The 14,216-nt window shown below is 41.0% G+C and carries 14 protein-coding genes; 2 read left to right on the top strand and 12 right to left on the bottom strand.

Features of this window, described 5'->3' with window-relative positions; genetic code table 11:
* Positions 1 to 489 precede the first annotated feature (489 nt).
* From AC1DOK_RS13435 to coxB, 11 genes are all read right to left on the bottom strand, one after another.
* A complete protein-coding gene (locus AC1DOK_RS13435; RefSeq protein ID WP_477554799.1) occupies positions 490 to 1,776 on the bottom strand; it encodes an ABC transporter permease in 1,287 nt (428 codons plus the stop codon).
* Positions 1,769 to 2,671 carry an ABC transporter ATP-binding protein gene (locus AC1DOK_RS13430; protein ID WP_477554798.1) on the bottom strand — a complete coding sequence of 301 codons (903 nt, stop codon included), beginning with the start codon at positions 2,669 to 2,671 and terminating at the stop codon, positions 1,769 to 1,771. Before AC1DOK_RS13430 ends, AC1DOK_RS13435 begins: the two co-directional genes overlap by 8 nt.
* 14 nt (positions 2,672 to 2,685) lie before the next feature.
* The gene (locus tag AC1DOK_RS13425) at positions 2,686 to 3,570 is read right to left on the bottom strand and encodes an ABC transporter ATP-binding protein (protein WP_477554797.1); all 885 of its coding nucleotides are present in this window, start codon (positions 3,568 to 3,570) and stop codon (positions 2,686 to 2,688) included.
* A gap of 14 nt (positions 3,571 to 3,584) precedes the next feature.
* Complete coding sequence (locus tag AC1DOK_RS13420; RefSeq protein WP_477554933.1) at positions 3,585 to 3,977, bottom strand: GntR family transcriptional regulator; 393 nt, start codon at positions 3,975 to 3,977, stop codon at positions 3,585 to 3,587.
* 37 nt (positions 3,978 to 4,014) lie between these two features.
* Positions 4,015 to 4,755: an ABC-2 transporter permease gene (locus AC1DOK_RS13415; RefSeq protein ID WP_477554796.1), complete on the bottom strand. Its 741-nt coding sequence runs from the start codon at positions 4,753 to 4,755 to the stop codon at positions 4,015 to 4,017.
* A gap of 254 nt (positions 4,756 to 5,009) precedes the next feature.
* Positions 5,010 to 5,465, bottom strand: coding sequence for a DUF420 domain-containing protein (locus AC1DOK_RS13410; RefSeq protein WP_477554795.1), 456 nt, complete (start codon positions 5,463 to 5,465; stop codon positions 5,010 to 5,012).
* A 26-nt stretch (positions 5,466 to 5,491) separates the two neighbouring features.
* The gene (locus AC1DOK_RS13405; protein WP_477554794.1) at positions 5,492 to 6,349 is read right to left on the bottom strand and encodes a cytochrome c oxidase assembly protein; all 858 of its coding nucleotides are present in this window, start codon (positions 6,347 to 6,349) and stop codon (positions 5,492 to 5,494) included.
* Positions 6,350 to 6,582: 233 nt separating this feature from the next.
* The gene (locus tag AC1DOK_RS13400) at positions 6,583 to 6,897 is read right to left on the bottom strand and encodes a cytochrome C oxidase subunit IV family protein (RefSeq protein WP_477554793.1); all 315 of its coding nucleotides are present in this window, start codon (positions 6,895 to 6,897) and stop codon (positions 6,583 to 6,585) included.
* A gap of 4 nt (positions 6,898 to 6,901) precedes the next feature.
* The gene (locus tag AC1DOK_RS13395; RefSeq protein WP_477554792.1) at positions 6,902 to 7,516 is read right to left on the bottom strand and encodes a cytochrome (ubi)quinol oxidase subunit III; all 615 of its coding nucleotides are present in this window, start codon (positions 7,514 to 7,516) and stop codon (positions 6,902 to 6,904) included.
* Positions 7,516 to 9,312 carry a cytochrome c oxidase subunit I gene (gene ctaD / locus AC1DOK_RS13390; RefSeq protein WP_477554932.1) on the bottom strand — a complete coding sequence of 599 codons (1,797 nt, stop codon included), beginning with the start codon at positions 9,310 to 9,312 and terminating at the stop codon, positions 7,516 to 7,518. The genes AC1DOK_RS13395 and ctaD overlap by 1 nt, the downstream gene beginning before the upstream one ends.
* A gap of 109 nt (positions 9,313 to 9,421) precedes the next feature.
* Positions 9,422 to 10,429: a cytochrome c oxidase subunit II gene (gene coxB / locus AC1DOK_RS13385; protein ID WP_477554791.1), complete on the bottom strand. Its 1,008-nt coding sequence runs from the start codon at positions 10,427 to 10,429 to the stop codon at positions 9,422 to 9,424.
* Positions 10,430 to 10,834: 405 nt separating this feature from the next.
* On the opposite strand from coxB, the gene AC1DOK_RS13380 reads away from it, so the two are divergent.
* Together AC1DOK_RS13380 and AC1DOK_RS13375 are read left to right on the top strand one after the other, a co-directional pair.
* A complete protein-coding gene (locus AC1DOK_RS13380) occupies positions 10,835 to 11,401 on the top strand; it encodes a guanylate kinase (protein ID WP_477554790.1) in 567 nt (188 codons plus the stop codon).
* A 45-nt stretch (positions 11,402 to 11,446) separates the two neighbouring features.
* Positions 11,447 to 12,619 carry a conserved virulence factor C family protein gene (locus AC1DOK_RS13375; RefSeq protein WP_477554789.1) on the top strand — a complete coding sequence of 391 codons (1,173 nt, stop codon included), beginning with the start codon at positions 11,447 to 11,449 and terminating at the stop codon, positions 12,617 to 12,619.
* 613 nt (positions 12,620 to 13,232) lie between these two features.
* On the opposite strand, the gene AC1DOK_RS13370 is transcribed toward AC1DOK_RS13375, so the two are convergent.
* Positions 13,233 to 14,186 (bottom strand): MBL fold metallo-hydrolase, encoded by a 954-nt coding sequence (locus AC1DOK_RS13370; RefSeq protein WP_477554788.1) that lies wholly within the window; start codon positions 14,184 to 14,186, stop codon positions 13,233 to 13,235.
* Positions 14,187 to 14,216: the final 30 nt, after the last annotated feature.

Below are 14,216 nucleotides of genomic sequence, written 5' to 3'. Positions count from 1 at the left end.
TATGTAATTGAGTTGGTATAACTAAGGCAGATCACAAGCATGTACCGTTGCTTTCTCCCATTGAACCCTCCCTTTCGCATCCAAGTACACCGTCAACAGCTAATGTAAGCGCTTAATATTCATGCCCCTCTGATTGGTATCAGGTCAGCAGCTCGGATGTCTAAGTGATTAGTGCAATGGCTTACTACGTTTTGCATGATTTAGAATAACATCTCTTTTTTCCGAGGTATATAAACATTATTTTTGGCATATGCAGAATTCCAAACCACCTTGTAATCCCTTGTTTTACAGGTAGTTTGATCAAATGAATTCACCTTCCTATACAAGCATATTTAATTGCATTAAATATGTTTTGCACTAGTATAATCCAAAAAACCTTGATGTGTATAGCTTTACACACCAAGGCTTTTTTATTTGTCTCATTTATAAGTATCAATAGTCTCAATATTAAATGCTACTCACAAATCTCTATTTATTAATTCCAACTACCTACATCGACTTCATCGCTTTCCTCAACTCTTTAATAGATGGGCGCTTACCATACAGCAGAACTCCTGTGCGATAGATCTTCGCTGCAAGCCAGCCTAGTAGAGCGATTGATGCAATCAAGATACCGATGGATAAGGCAATTTCCCACCAAGCGGGATTGCTGAGACCGATACGTAAGAACATGATCAGTGGGGCAAAGAAAGGAACATAAGACATTGCAACTATGAACGGTGCATCCGGGCTTTGCAAGCCGAAGATAGCGATGAAGAATCCCGCCATAATGAGGAACATCATCGGCATAATCGCCTGACCCACATCCTCAATACGGCTAACGATCGATCCAATTCCCGCTGCGACCATCGCGTAAATAAAGAATCCACCTAAATAGAAGATAATGAAGTATATTAATAATTCGAATGGAATGGAAGATAGATCAAGGTTCATTTCTGCGATCATATCTTGATTAAACGGTAACATGAGATTACCGAAGGCAACGATCACAAGGACCGCAATTTGCACAATTCCAAGTAAGCAGACACCAAATATTTTACCGAACATCTGATGAACTGGAGCCGAGCTTGTGATAAGCAGCTCCATGACGCGCGAGCTTTTCTCTTGTGTGATGGATGTTGCAATCGAACTACCATAGGAGATAACACTCATATAGATTAGAAACAATAAAGCATAGACAAGTCCAAATGCAACAGTCATTTCTTCTTCGGAGCGACCAGAAGTGCCAGAAGTATCACTTGTTTTAACTTGAACGGAGTCAATAGTTACTGGTGTTTGGAGAACCATAAGCTGCTCTTGCGAAATATCCTTAAGCACCATATTCGTCTTGATCGCTTGCAAAGCAACCCCTAATTCAGATTTAATGCCAGTTTCCATACTGCTTGCTTCTGATTTATAAACGGCCTTAGGGAACCCAGCTACAAGCTCATCACTAATTTCAAGATATCCCTCTATCTCACCAGCTTTAATCTGTTCTTTCCCATAGCTATCATTCGCTTCCTTACTTCCGGCATCGGGTAAATTCACAATGGAAATTCTAGGCTTCTCCTGCACTTGATAGTAATCCGTTAGCTTAGCTGCAATCTCGGCATTGTTTGCAAAAACACCTATCTTATCCGCTTTTTGCTCCTCACTACCAGAAAAGCTATCAATAATGATCGGCAGATTAATAACCAGTGTTACGATTAAAGCAAGTATCAAGGTCATCACCTTAAATGACTTCATGCTAAAATTGCTCATAAATGTAAATTTAATAACCGTAAACATTTTATTCATGAGAACCACCTACCTTTTTGATAAATATTTCGTTGAGTGTCGGCTCCATCACTTGAAAACGATTCACTTGTGTCTCTAGCATAGCTTTCTCCAGAATCTTACGAGCTGCATCCAAGCTATTAATCATTATTTCATATCCTGCAGCATGCTCTTTCACAGAACGAACACCTGTAATGTCACTTAATCCAGCGACTGGTGCTGCTGTCTCCAGAATCACGCGCTCCTTAGGAAATGAATTCTTGATCTCCTTCAAGCTTCCTTGTAGAACGGTATTAGACTTATGTAGGATCGTAATGTTTTCACATAGTTCCTCAACATGTTCCATACGGTGACTAGAGAAAAGAATGGTTTTGCCTTGATTACGGAGTTCCCTCACCGTATCTTTCAGTAATTCCACATTGACCGGATCAAGACCAGAGAAGGCTTCGTCTAGAATCAGAATTTCAGGATTATGTATAATCGAGGCAATGAACTGGATCTTCTGCTGATTGCCTTTGGATAATTCTTCGATTCGTTTATTATAGTTTTCGGGTACTCCGAACTTCTCCAGCCATTCTTTAAGTACCTGATCAGCCTGCTTCCTTCCTACACCTCGGAGCTCTGCTAAGTACAGTAGCTGATCACACACCTTAACCTTGGGATATAAGCCCCGTTCCTCCGGCAAATAACCCATCATGCGATACAATTCTTCACGATACCCTTTACCTTTCCAAATAATACGACCTTCATCTGGATAAATAAGTCCTAGAACCATTCGCATCGTTGTCGTCTTACCTGCTCCATTACCACCTAGCAGACCATAAATTTCCCCTGGCTTAACCGCAAGCTTAATGCCATTAACTGCCGTCTTTTCTCCAAAATGCTTCGTAACGTTCTCGATCTGTAAACTATACATGGCTTATCTCTCCTCTATTTATAGTTCTTTTCAACTATATGAATTAGAATTTCCTGTAAGTCCAGTGCCTGTATGCTCGTCACATGAATACCAAGCTCTGCAAGCTTATCCCCCGTAGCTCTAGCATCTGAAGATACAAGTCTTATAAGTGAATGCCCTTGCTGTTCAATCGCAGCAATCTCTTGCCAGCTTGCCACTTCACTTGGAATCCCATCCGCCCAGAACGCTTTCCAATCACCTAGAAGCACATCCTTCTCGAACGTCCCAAGCACTCTTCCCTCATGCATATAAATAATGTAATCAGCAAGTTGTTTAATCTCATCAAGTATATGTGTAGCGAATACAATAGTTTTATTCGAATCTTCCATAAAATTAACAAGTTCGTCGTGTATCAGATGTGCTGTTCGAAAATCCAGACCATTCGTTGCTTCATCTAGTAGTAATAAATCTGGTTTAACAGCTAAAGCAACCGCGATAGCTAACCTTTGCTGCATGCCTGTTGACAGCTTACGAATCTTCTGACTTCGTTCTAGGCCGAGTTTTCCTGCAAGCTCCCAGAATAATCGATCATCCCACTTGTCATACCAGCTGGAAGTAAACTTCTCTAGTTCATCTATCCGATATATATCATAATCTTCCCAGAAATGACGGACAGAGGCATAACCAATTCGCTGTTTAATCGCAAGCGGATCTTCACTATAATCTAAGCCAAACAATTGAATCACACCTGTATCAGGCTTAAGTGCATTCATCATTAAGCTGAATAATGTACTTTTGCCTGCACCATTCTCTCCTACAATTGCGTATACCATACCTGTCTCGATCGTCAGATCGATAGGACCTAATTGAAAGGCATCTAGTCGTCTATTTACATTATTAATTGTAATTGTCTTATTCAAGTCCATTCGCTTCTTCAGTCCTCTCCCCTAGCTTCCGTTAAAGCTTGCTCAAATAAATCTCGCAGCTCTTGCTCGGTACATTTCACCCGAAGTCCTGTTTCTATGGCTTCCTTCATAACAGCTAATACAGCATCTGTCCGATAAGTTTCTCTAACACCAGCACCTACACTTGCTACAAAAGTTCCCGTTCCCTGCCTCGTTCGAAGAATACCTTCATTCTCTAAATCTTGATATACTCGCCTTATTGTTATAACAGAGCAAGATAGATCTTTGGCTAACTCTCGAATAGAGGGTAATAGAGTTCCCTCAGATAACTGCCCGCTAAGAATTAATGCTCTAAGCTGTACTTCAATTTGGTAATATAGCGGTTCTGCACTATCAGTTGCAACTGTTATGGGTATTCTCAATCGTCTCACCTACTTTTCTGCTAAGATCCACTCCTGATTATAAATATAGATCTCTCAATTTCATTCTACGTTGTAATAGCTTAGCCATAAGCAAGGTGACTAACGCCGCTACTCCCAACGATAAGCCTGAGATAACCCATCCACTTACCTTTATGATATCTAGCACCACATGCCAGATCGAAATTCGATAAACAAACGTAAGAATCCCACACCCAATCATAAAACATCCAGTAATCACACAACTCATGATAAAGTAAACTCTGCCATGAAAACCAAGCTCCAATAAGATATAAATGCTACCAAACATACATGAGTATCCCATACAGGTCATGATTAATTGAATAAACTGAACACCTGTAAACCCATGTATGTCAAACAAATTCCCCCATAATCCAATTGCACTAAATATGACTACATACATCAAGATCAACGTAATTATATGTTGTATGTATCTACCGAATATGATCTGATTATTTGATATCGGCATTGTATTTAGGTAGGAGTTTCTTTTGGTAAACAAATCTGTTTTGTAATATTTCGTTAAATAATTGCGCCCCATACCGAAGCCTAACGTCTGGAACATTAGGAGAACTATCATATTATGCAGGAACGTAATATTATACGCCACTCCCTCTGCCTCCATTATTTGCTTCACTTGATCATAGGTTGTTATTCCAATAACGATAGCAAAGCAGATAATCATTGCCCATAAGTAAGTCCACTTATCCTTCGTTAAATCACGCTTGGCAAGTTTCCAAGCTCCAGCCCCTAATGACATGTTCTTCACCTCATTCAAAAAATTATGTTTATTCTTGATCTCACAATGCTGTACCCTACTCCTACTTCACCTTGCTTCACTTTGCTTAACTGTTATGTAACTGTATCTACTGTATATATCTATATTAACAGTATACTCGGTAATCCAAATTATTCAAGAGGTTTATTCAAAATTATTACTGAAAGTTATCAATTATATATCAACAAAAAAACAGCCACCGCATTTCATGCGGTAGCTGCAAAGTAAATCATCTATTACAATCCGAATATAACATCTATCATTGGCTTAGTTGTTCCACCAGGGAACAAGATATAAAGCAGTGTATATACAAGCACACCTGTTGGTGCTGTAAACATCCATAATGTTGCTGCTATTCTTCCAAACTTCCTATGCTTAGCAAAACTTTTTTTGTATGCAAGCACAAGCGTTGTGAGCCCGAACACCGCACTAATCGTTGCTAGTAAGATGTGGAAGGTCAAGAATATTTGATAAGCTACCTGAATGTTATGAGGACCATTAAAGGTAGTGTTTCCTTCAAAAATAGTCCTAGACATATATACAGTAAAGAACATTAATGCAAACACTGCACCCGTAATCATCAGCTTCTTATGCGTCTCTTTATTCCCTTTAATGATATGGTACCAACCAAATGCAACAAAAATAGCGCTAATAACAATAAATGTCGTCGAAATCGTAGGTAAAATATGCATAGCTTTAATTCCCCTATTCTTGTATTTTACGCGTGACTTAACATAATTCCCTCACTTGGTTCATCTGAAAGCTCTTCTGGATGTTGCCTACGTTCCGCTCGATACCATTTGCGGAAAATCGTATACAATACAATACCATATACAATCTCCTGAACTATTTTCATGATGACTCCACCAAGCTGTTGATCATCTAGCACACTATAATAGGAGAATGGGAACGACACATCTTGATACATCCCATATAACAATTGTCCCGCAAAGATAATAAGTGCACATGCAGGTGTGAGCAGAATACCATTAGCAAAAATGTAAGCCATTTTCTGTAGACTCTTCATACCATTAAAGTCTCTATGTGTTGAATAAATGGGGAACCACATTGCAAATGCCGAGTACATCAACATTAAATGATAACCGAATAACGCAAGCTCATTCTCCATCAAATAATCCATAACCAATGGTAAATGATAAATGGAAAAACTGATATTAAAGAATAACAATGAAATAAGTGGGAAGGTAGAAACTCGAACAATCATGCGAATCCATTTGATTTGAAAAACTGGCTTTAGTGACCATTCCGGTAGTCCAACAATAATGAAGATCGGTACGACCAAATAAAGAATCGATTGTTGGAACATATGTAAGCTAAATAAGTAATGATGACCATAAAAGTCGATCGGACTTCCCTGCATAATATAAAACAGAACGAGTCCAATTGCAAACAAAGTTTTCCGCCAAGTCTCAACCTCAGAAGAATCTTTAAAGCTATCCCTCCAAGGACCGACCATTCGAAAATAGAGAATACCAACCACGATTATGAATAATAATAGAATCGGACTCCACATATCAAAAAAACCATTCGATACTTCCATATGATTATGATTCATCACCACAATCTCCTTCCTTACTTAAACTCTTGTTGTAATCTCTAGCTGAACAGTTATTTCTTTTGAATAAAGCAATAGAGACAACTCCTCTTAAGAAACAGCCAAACCGTCGAATACAGAACGGATGCGTTTCCTAGGTGAATCAGAGCGTACAAGGTTAACCCTTATCTTATTCTGATCACTCTACAAAAGAAGCTGCCTCTCTAGCCAAACACGATCAAGTGTGGTGGATCTTACCACCACATCCAGTATAATGCGGTAATTACAATAGGAATAATGACTACAACGCCGCTAGAAATAAATATAATTGGAATGATGTGATCTTTATCTTTCATATGCATCCAATACGTAAGTTGGAAAATAACTTGAACGATTGCAAGACATACGATCAAGACGAGTACAAACGCTACATCTAGACCTCCATAAAGAACAGCAGCAAAAGCAATCATCGTTAGAACGATTGATATAATATAAGATAGTACATGTGGTGATAGGCTGTCATGCTTGTGACTTTTGGCTACTCGATTAGATCCTTGTGCTTCTGTCATGTCGTTAACCTACCTTCCCCATCAAATAAACAACTGTGAAAATGAATACCCATACTACGTCGATAAAGTGCCAATATAGGGCAGCTAAATAGAACTTTGGTGCAGTAACAGTAGTAAGGCCTTTCTTCAAGCCTTGTAGAATCAACAAGGTAATCCATAACACCCCGAAAGCTACGTGAGCCCCGTGGAATCCAACTAATGTATAGAAGGATGTCCCAAATGCATTAGCAGTAAACGTATGACCTTCATGAACATATTCAACAAACTCATAAATCTCAAGTCCTAAGAAGCTAAGACCAAGCGCAACTGTTACACCTAACCAAGTAAGCAAACCTTTAAGATTATGCTTATGCATTGCCATTACAGCAAATACACTTGTTAATGAAGATGTAAGCAAGATAAATGTTGTTAATCCAACCATTGGTAGGTTAAACAATTCAAGTGGTGTCTTTCCATCAAGTGTTTGACCACGGAGGGTCAAGTAAGTAGCAAACAAAGCTCCGAAGAGAACCGTTTCACCACCGAGGAAAAGCCAGAAGCCAGTAACTTTATTCTTACCTTCAAGTGTAGCTGTTTCCAGCTTTGCCGGTAATGCTTCATTGTGAGTAGTAGCAGACATTATGCTTTTACCTCCTTTTCCAGTTCTTCGGGTTCAATATGCCAACCATGATCGTCATATACAGAACGTAAGAACATACATAGAAGCAATAGAACAAGACCAGCAATTCCCAACCAAAGCGTTGTATACATAAATCCAATTGCGGCAGTAAATAGTGCGATTGAAATAATAAGCGGTAGAATCGAGCCTGATGGCATATGAATGGAACCAACTGGTTCAGAAGGAGTCATTCCTTTATTCCCCGCCATCTTCTCTTTCCAATAAGCATCTAATCCACGAACAAGTGGTATTTGTTTAAAGTTATACTCTGGTGGCGGTGAAGGAATAGTCCATTCCAGTGTACGACCTTCCCACGGATCATTGCCTACATCTTTCTTCGAACGTGAAGAAATGATCATGTTGATAATAAATACGATTACACCTACACCCATCAAGAATGCACCGATCGTAGAAACAAAGTTTCCTATATCTAATCCAGCATTCTGTTCGAACGTGAACACACGACGTGGCATCCCCATTAGTCCCAAGAAATGCTGCGGGAAGAATGTTAAATGGAAACCAATAAAGAATGTCCAGAAATGAATTTTACCAAGTGTTTCGTTCAGCATTTTACCGAACATCTTCGGCCACCAGTAGTAAGAACCCCCGAAGATTGCTAGAATCAAGCCACCAACTAGTACGTAGTGGAAATGCGCAATAACGAAATAGGAATCATGATATTGGAAGTTCGCAGATGGTACTGCAAGCATAACCCCTGTTGTTCCACCCATTACGAAAGTCGGAATGAATGAAGATGCGAATAGGTTAGCTGTTGCGAAGCGAATGTGTCCGCCCCATAACGTGAACAACCAGTTAAATATCTTAACGCCTGTCGGTACTGCAATTGCCATAGTTGCAATCGCAAAGATGGAGTTCGCCACTGGACCAAGACCTGCTGTGAACATATGGTGAACCCATACCATGAATCCTAGGAAAGCAATAAGCACTGTTGCGAATACCATCGAGCTATATCCGAACAAACGCTTTGACGAGAACGTACTAACAATTTCTGAAATAATCCCAAAAGCAGGAAGAATCAAAATATAAACTTCAGGATGCCCAAAGATCCAGAATAGATGCTCCCATAGCATGTTGTTACCGCCACGTGTCACATCGAAGAACGCGCCTCCGAACATGCGATCAAACATCAACTCTACTAGACCAACTGTAATTGCAGGGAAAGCGAACAAAATAATCGCTGAAGTTACAAATGCAGTCCAAGTGAAAAGTGGCATACGCATATAAGTCATACCTGGTGCACGCATATTGATAATCGTAACAAGGAAGTTAATCCCACCGATCAGCGTTCCAAGACCTGAGAGTTGTAAACTCATAACATAGAAGTTCACACCGAACTTTTCAGGTAATGTGGATAAAGGCGTATAAGCTGTCCAACCTGCATCAGGGATATGACCTACAAACCATGATACATTTAGTAGGATACCTCCTAAGAAGAAGAGCCAGAATCCGAGTGAATTGATGAAAGGAAAAGCAACATCCCTTGCCCCAATCTGTAACGGAACGAGTGCATTCATAAATCCAAACACCATCGGCATGGCCGCAAAGAAAATCATCGTCGTACCGTGCATGGTTGTTAAAGCATTAAATGTATCCCCAATGAACCATTGAGAATCTGGTACCATTAATTGCAAACGAATTAATAATGCTTCTAAACCACCAATAAGAAAGAAGAATCCGCCCGCGAAAAAATACATAATGCCAATCTTTTTGTGATCGACTGTTGTAAGCCAATCCATTATACCTGTATAACGTTTCACAGGATGTGCTGCGTGAGCATGTGACAACGTGGTTACCCTCCTTAAAGACAACTTATTTCAATTTTACAAATATTGTTAATTTGGTTCATTATTTAAAATTATCTAAGCCATTCAAGTACTTAACAATCTCATCGATTTCACTATCTTCTAGACCAACGGCAGGCATTTTCGTGCCAATTTTCATAGCATTAGGGTCTTTGATCCAATCCTTCAAACTAGCATCTGTGTGCTCTAGAATACCAGCAATTTCAGCACGATTACTGAAGTTATTCAAGTTCGGACCGAATGAGCCTTTATCTACATCAACTGCGTGACAACTCAAACAATTTGAATCAAACAATAACTTACCTTTTTCTGCATCAGCTGAAACAGCAACAGATTTCTTCATTCCTTGAACCCAAGCTTCAAAATCAGCCTCTGACTTAGAAACGACCTTGAAGTCCATGAGAGAGTGAGATGCACCACAAAACTCAGTACATTTACCAAGGAAGGTATCTACTTCATCTGCTTCTAAATAATATGTATTGACCAAACCACGGTTAGCATCTAGCTTACCGCCCAAAGAAGGAACCCAGAATGAGTGCGTCACATCGACTGATTCAAGTTCAATTGCTACTTTCTTACCTTGTGGAATCACCATATCTTGAGCTGTGTGAATTCCGAGAGTTGGATATTCGAATTCCCACCAGTATTGGTGTGCTGTTACCTTAACTTGCAATGCGTTCTTGTCCTGACGTAAATCGCTAGAATGCAAGAACGTGTAGTAAACCGTAGGAACGGCAAGTACAATTAGCATAAGAATTGGTACAACAGTCCAAATAATCTCTAATTTGTGACTACCTTCAACTTGCTTCGGATAACCTGTCTGTCCTTTACGCTTGCGGAATCGAATGATTGCAATAAAATACAGTGCTGCAACAATAAAAATTACGATTCCCATAATTCCGATACTGAGCTTAATTAGAAATAATTGCTCGACTGCCACTTGACCTCGTGGCATTAACGCTGAAAGTTGTGGACTTCCACACCCTGTCAATAATAGCGACATCATCGCAACTAAGGGGGCTATTCGCCACATCATTTTCAATCGTTTCATAGTCATCAACCCCGCTTCAAAACCGTTATTTTTACCATGATACTAACTACTTGTCAATCATCCTGATCACACTTTATTAAATATAAATTCAGTATACTGTATTGTCAATCCAAATAGGTGCAATGACTATCATAGTTCACAAATTGTTCTTAAAAATCAGACACAAATAATTCTCCTCTACGTAGACACATATATTTCTTGACTATATGAGTCTATTCGCAGGATATTTTCTCGTAGAAGACGAATTATAATAGGTATGAAGAAGTTTACACTTCTTCAAATAAAACGGTTTTGAACAACCGAGCTAGCTCATATACTGAAAATATACTCGACATTTGACGTGAGTTGTCCTTTCGAACAAAGGGGACAACAGCTTGGTGTCCAATTAAGGAGGGATCTGATGGTATGAACATTTTCATTTTTACTGGACCACATGGCGCAGGACGCAGAACAGTAGCAGAAATGGCTGGCTCAACACTTGGTATCAAGCATGTATTAACTTATACTTCTAGACAACCACATTCGTGGGAGACAGACGGCGATCAGTATCACTTCATTAGTAACCATGATTTTGATGAAGCTGAATCTAATCAAGAGTTCATTGAAGTCAGTACAATTAATAACAATCGGTATGGTGTTAAACGTAAGGACCTTGAGGATATACTAGAAAAAGGAAAGTCTGTTTACCTTATTTTGAATCAAGATGGAGCAGAGGTTTTACGTCAGCGTTATCAAGGGCAAGTCGTTCGTATATTCATTTATTGCGATCCTGCTTCCTTAGAGAAACGCGCACGTGCAACAAACCATAGCAATGCCGAAATTGCACTCTACATGTCCCATTATGATGATGAAATGGCCTACCGCAGCCAGTGTGAACATGCCTTTGAGAATATAGATTTAGCTCATACGATTTTTGACTTGACCAAAACCTTAGAAAGCTATTTACAGCGTGGCTTACTAGATCTCGATTGACTTGCAAAAGGGAGGGAAGCACAGAACCTACCTGTGCGAACTATAATGAAACTACTATCCATTGAACCTACACCTAGCCCCCATTCAATGAAATTAAATATGAATGAGTCGCTACCAAACGGCATAATGAGAACGTATGATCGCAATAACTACGATCAATCTCCTCCATACATCCAGCAATTACTTGACATACCTGGGGTGAAGAGCGTTTTTCAAGCCGCCAACTTTATCGCATTAGACAGAATCCCTAAGGGCGATTGGGAACAAATTCTCATGGCGGCTATCGCTGTACTTGGTGGAATGAACAGCAGTTCAGATGAAGCCAAAGCAGAAGCTACGGATGAAGCTTCTGCTTCTATATTTGGCGAAGTCTTCGTGCTGCTCCAAACATTCCGCGGCATTCCCTTGCAGGTGCGTGTGCGCAAGGATACCGATGAAGCACGCGCTGCTATGCCAGCGCGCTTCTCCGATGCGGTATCGCGCGCAGCCGCATCCAGCCTGCTCCGTGAACGCAGGCTGGACGAGCTTGGAGTTCGCTACGGCGAACTCCAGGAAGTGCTCGATGTCGTCGTTGCAGAGCTCGACGCATCCTATACAGACGAGCGCCTCGAAGCGCTCGTCACAGCCGCCACAGCCGCAGAACCAGCTGTGGCGGATCCACTAGCCAGCACAGCGGCTAGTGCAAGTGCACCCGTGCGGCCTCCGGCACGCACGGTGGAAGAGATCGCTGCAATGCTAGGCGATCCCGATTGGAAGCATCGCTATGCAGCGCTGCAAGCTGTGCAGCCGTCCATGGACACGCTGCCCCTGCTCGTTCGTGCGCTTAGCGATGAGAACATATCCGTTAGACGGTTAGCTACCGTCTATCTTGGTGATATACGGGAGCCAGAGATACTCCCGTATTTATACCAGGCACTTGAAGATCACGTGCCTACCATTCGCCGCACGGCTGGAGACACACTGTCTGATCTAGGCGATCCAGCAGCGATTCCAGCCATGATCAAGGCACTTCGCGATAATAACAAGCTCGTCCGCTGGCGTGCTGCCCGCTTCCTCTACGAAGTAGGTGATCATACGGCGCTTGAAGCACTTCGTGCAGCTGTGAATGATCCCGAATTCGAAATTCGCATGCAGATCAATATAGCGATCCTCCGAATCGAAAGTGGTTCAGAAGCTGAGGGCACTGTTTGGCAACAAATGACCCGCCGTAACGATTAGAGTTCACTAACAGATACTAGCCTTAAAGACTAAAGATACTAACAGCTCGTTATCAACAGTAAAATTGAATAACTATTTAGGCTCAACACCAAATCAGTGCTTCTAGTGCTATGTGCTATGTGCTATGTGCTATGTGCTATGTGCTAACGGGATTTTCTCCCTTTAATGTCAAATGTTCAATATGATTGATGTGAATACCGGAAATACTCCTGTTATTTCAATGGATACGGTTGATTAGATTATAAAGTCTTGTAATTAACAGGAGGAAATCCAGTTAATATCTCCAAAAAGCCGTTTTCGCTGATATTAACATGACATTTTCCCGCTATTAATAGCATTAAGCGCAACGATTTGCCGTTCTATCCTTGTCTATCAAAATAGAGGACTCGCAGGAACTTATTTCAGGTGATTCATGACCAGCTTAGCTGGCACAATCTTTGAAATATGTCTTGTGCGGCCCTCTATTTTCATTTATAGTATAAAGCGCTAATTACTTCATTTGGTTATTTGGCAATCATTATTTCGTTATCGCGATCTATTGTCTCGTTACCGAATAACCGCTTATTCAACATCAAATAATCCGTTATCTCATTATCGATTACCCGCCGTTTTATCAATCATGTATTCGCAGCGTCTCACCATGCAGCAGTATTTTCAAATGATCCTTTTGAAGTTCAAGTCGCTTCCACTCTGCATGCAATCGATCTAGAGCTTCCTTCGTGGTGTCGTCTGCCAGAGGAAATGAACCATAGTGCATCGGTACAAACCAATCTCCTCCTGTATCAAGAAAGCCTTGTATCGCCTCTTCAGGTGTTACATGCTGTTTGCCCATGAACCATTCCGGCTCATAAGCGCCGATAGGCATAAGCACTGTACCAATTCGATACTTCTCACCGATCAATCCAAACCCACGGAAATATCCACTGTCCCCAGCAAAGTAGATGGCTTTGTCACTTGAATCAGCTTCCACTTCCTCTCGTTTACGTATCACCCAGCCACCCCAATGTGTCGCATTCGTATTGGTAAGCGTCCTACGCGTCCAGTGCTGTGCGGGTACGAAATCAAACATGACTTCGCCAACTTGTGTACTGCCCCACCAGGGCAGCTCTTCAGCATCTCGCATTCCTCTCAAGCGCATCCAAGAACGTAGTCCTTCAGGGACTAGCACCTTAAACTTGCCTTTACGCGCAAGCTTGCGTAATGATGTTAAATGAAGATGGTCATAATGTGAATGGGAAATGAGGACAACATCAATCGGCGGCAAGTCATCAATCATAAGCCCAGGAGCGGACAGTCGCTTATCGAATGCCATTGAGTCTGCCCAAACCGGATCTGTCAGTATGTTTAACCCGCCGATCTGTAGCAGAAATGTCGAATGCCCTATCCAAGTAACTGTCGTTTCAGAACGGTTCGCCTGAAGATAAGTTACTTCCTTGTTCGCTGCCTGCCCAACAAAGTAAGAATGATCCTTAACTTTGCCCTTACGTTCTTTACGCCAAGCTAGTAATTCTTGAAATGTATTCGTATTTGGAACATTATCCAGATTGGTAAACCGTCGTCTAGCCATATATGTACTCAATCCCCTTCGAGCTTATTA

Source organism: Paenibacillus sp. P5_B5 (assembly GCF_056400365.1).
The sequence above is the reverse complement of the archived record's forward strand: the minus strand, read 5'-3'. Positions and strand labels throughout refer to the sequence as shown.

Bases quoted from the DNA above. Each gene is read 5' to 3' on its own strand.
- AC1DOK_RS13435 (WP_477554799.1), bottom strand. From the start codon at position 1,776: ATGAATAAAATGTTTACGGTTATTAAATTTACATTTATGAGCAATTTT.
- AC1DOK_RS13405 (WP_477554794.1), bottom strand. From the start codon at position 6,349: ATGAATCATAATCATATGGAAGTATCGAATGGTTTTTTTGATATGTGG.
- coxB (WP_477554791.1), bottom strand. From the start codon at position 10,429: ATGAAACGATTGAAAATGATGTGGCGAATAGCCCCCTTAGTTGCGATG.
- AC1DOK_RS13430 (WP_477554798.1), bottom strand. From the start codon at position 2,671: ATGTATAGTTTACAGATCGAGAACGTTACGAAGCATTTTGGAGAAAAG.
- AC1DOK_RS13400 (WP_477554793.1), bottom strand. From the start codon at position 6,897: ATGACAGAAGCACAAGGATCTAATCGAGTAGCCAAAAGTCACAAGCAT.
- ctaD (WP_477554932.1), bottom strand. From the start codon at position 9,312: ATGGATTGGCTTACAACAGTCGATCACAAAAAGATTGGCATTATGTAT.
- AC1DOK_RS13370 (WP_477554788.1), bottom strand. From the start codon at position 14,186: ATGGCTAGACGACGGTTTACCAATCTGGATAATGTTCCAAATACGAAT.
- AC1DOK_RS13380 (WP_477554790.1), top strand. From the start codon at position 10,835: ATGAACATTTTCATTTTTACTGGACCACATGGCGCAGGACGCAGAACA.
- AC1DOK_RS13395 (WP_477554792.1), bottom strand. From the start codon at position 7,516: ATGTCTGCTACTACTCACAATGAAGCATTACCGGCAAAGCTGGAAACA.
- AC1DOK_RS13375 (WP_477554789.1), top strand. From the start codon at position 11,447: ATGAAACTACTATCCATTGAACCTACACCTAGCCCCCATTCAATGAAA.
- AC1DOK_RS13415 (WP_477554796.1), bottom strand. From the start codon at position 4,755: ATGTCATTAGGGGCTGGAGCTTGGAAACTTGCCAAGCGTGATTTAACG.
- AC1DOK_RS13410 (WP_477554795.1), bottom strand. From the start codon at position 5,465: ATGCATATTTTACCTACGATTTCGACGACATTTATTGTTATTAGCGCT.